Annotated in this window: 2 protein-coding genes; one reads left to right on the top strand and one right to left on the bottom strand. The window is 74.9% G+C overall.

The genetic code is table 11. The annotated features are described in order from the left end of the window. Positions 1–772 (bottom strand): alpha/beta hydrolase (locus HUW36_RS31380; RefSeq protein ID WP_174531387.1); only part of this gene is annotated, 772 nt, incomplete at its 3' end. 375 nt (positions 773–1,147) lie between these two features. Between HUW36_RS31380 and HUW36_RS31385 the strand changes: the two genes are divergently transcribed. Then, positions 1,148–2,206: hypothetical protein (locus HUW36_RS31385; RefSeq protein ID WP_174531388.1), on the top strand; the 1,059-nt coding region annotated here is incomplete at its 3' end.

Here is a 2,206-nt window from a genome sequence, read left to right on the forward strand (position 1 = left end):
CCGGCTGCGGGCTCGCCGGACCGGCCGACGCGGGGGCGCCCTCCGGCTGGGCCGCGGTGGCGCCGGAGAGGCCCGCCGGACCGGAGCCGGCGTTGCCGCCACCGCCGAAGAAGATGCCGGCCCAGCCCTTCTTGAACACGCCGTCGGTGGGCTCCCGGCCGGTGCTCTCCGGCAGGAACGCCCGGGACAGGTCGTTCCAGGTGATCATCGGCACGATCGCGTCGACCCGCTGGTCCTGCGCGGCCAGCAGCAGGGCCAGGCCACCGCCGTACGAGCCGCCGACCACGCCGACGCGCGGGTCGCCGGACGCGTCCAGGCGGACCTCCGGGCGGGCGGCGAGCCGGTCCAGCAGCCGTTGCGCGTCCCGCACCTCGTAGTCCGGGTTGTCCAGGTGGATCTGGCCGCCGCTGCGGCCGAAGCCCCGGGCGGTCCAGGTGAGCACCGCGTACCCCCGGGCGACCAGGTCCTCGGCGTCGGAGCGGACCGACTCCTTGGTGCCACCGAACCCGTGCGCCAGCAGCACCGCCGGCACCCGGTTGCGGTCCGAGGCGTCGCCGGGCAGGTAGAGCGTGGTGTCCAGGTCGACCGGCTCGTCCCCGGCCGGTCCGGAGCGGACGGTCACCACGGCCGCCTCGGTCCGGAAGTCCGGGCCCTGCGGACGGACCGCCCAGACCAGGGCGGCGACGACCAGGACCACCACCACGGCGGCGGCGACGATCCGGCGCGGACGGCCGGCGAGGGCGCGCCGGACCCGCGCGACGGGTGATCTCATGCGGCACACGGTACGGGCCGCCGGCTGAGCGTTCCCTGAGATCCGCCGTACGTCCGTCCGGCTGGGCCGTTCGGCGCGCGCCCCCCGTCGTCCGCAGAAGGTCCAGACCATCCCAGCGGGACGTATTCGGATCACGTGAATTCACATCTACACCCGCAAATCACCGTCGATGTCGCGTCTCGTCACGTCGATCGAACTCTGAGTATTCGCCCCCTCGACGCTCTGTCATTCCTACCGAAGTGACGTGAAGCCGACTCATCGACCGAGGTTCCGACCCCGCCCGGTTCGGCTACTTTTCCGGTCCGGTGCACGGGACTGCGTACGGCGACCTCCCGGCGTACCACATCACGCTGCCGTCGCCGGAGGAGACAGACCATGACAGTTCCCGCGCCGCGGGTCCGTCGGCGGCCCTCCGTACCGGGCCGTGTCCTGCCCCTGCTGCTGGTGCTGGCGCTGATCGCTCCACTCGGTCTGCTCTTCGCTCAGGTCTCCGGCACCACCGCCGACGACCACGACCTGGCGACCCGGGAACGCCTCGGGGTCCGCTACCTGCGCGCCCTCGGGCCGGTCACGGACGCGCTGGTCGAAGCCCAGGCCACCGCCGTCGCCGGGGCTCCGGTCTCCCGCGCGGCGCTCAACGCCGCGATCGAGCGGGCGGCCGAGGTGGACACCGAGGTCGGCGACGACCTGCGCAGTCACGAGCGCTGGGCCGGGCTGCGGGCGAAGCTGGAGGCGCTGCCGGACCGCGGGCTCGGCGACCCGGAGGCGGCCTACCGGGCGTACGGGGAGGCCACCGACCTGCTGCTGGCCCTCTACCGGAAGGTGCGGGAGAGCTCCGGCCTGATCCGCGACCCCCGGGCCGACTCCTTCTTCCTCCAGGACGGCATCGGCGGCGACCTGCCCACCGCGACCGTGCTGGCCGGCCGGCTCGCCGACCTGGTCCGGCTGGCCGCCGCCCGCCCCGCCGCCGAGCGGGCGAAGACCGGCGCCGAGCTGGCCGAACTGCGGGTGTCCGCGCTCGGCCCGGCCATGGACCTGGTCGCCGACCTGCGCTCGGCGGTGGACAGCTCGGAGAGCACCGACCTGGGCGCCAACGTGCTCACCCCGCTGGACACCTACCAGCGCTCGCTGGAGGCGTTCACCGCGTTCTCCGCGCCCGCCCCGGGACGCGCCGCGCCCAGCACCGACCAGCTCACCCGCGCCGGCCTGACCGCCCAGAACGCGGCCAAGGAACTTCGCACGGTGATCCTCGACCAGCTCGACGCGCTGCTGAAGGACCGGCTGGACACGCTCGACCGGGACCGGCTCCTCGCCCGGATCGCGGCCCTGGTGGCGGTGGCGCTGCTGGCCGGGCTCGCCGTCGTCCAGCTCGCCGCGCTGCGCCGGGGCCGGCACCGGTCCGCCGAGTCGCGGGAGCCGGCCGAGCCCGGGCGG

Origin of the sequence: Micromonospora maritima (assembly GCF_902825405.1) — a bacterium.
GTDB classification, from domain to species: Bacteria; Actinomycetota; Actinomycetes; order Mycobacteriales; family Micromonosporaceae; genus Micromonospora; species Micromonospora maritima.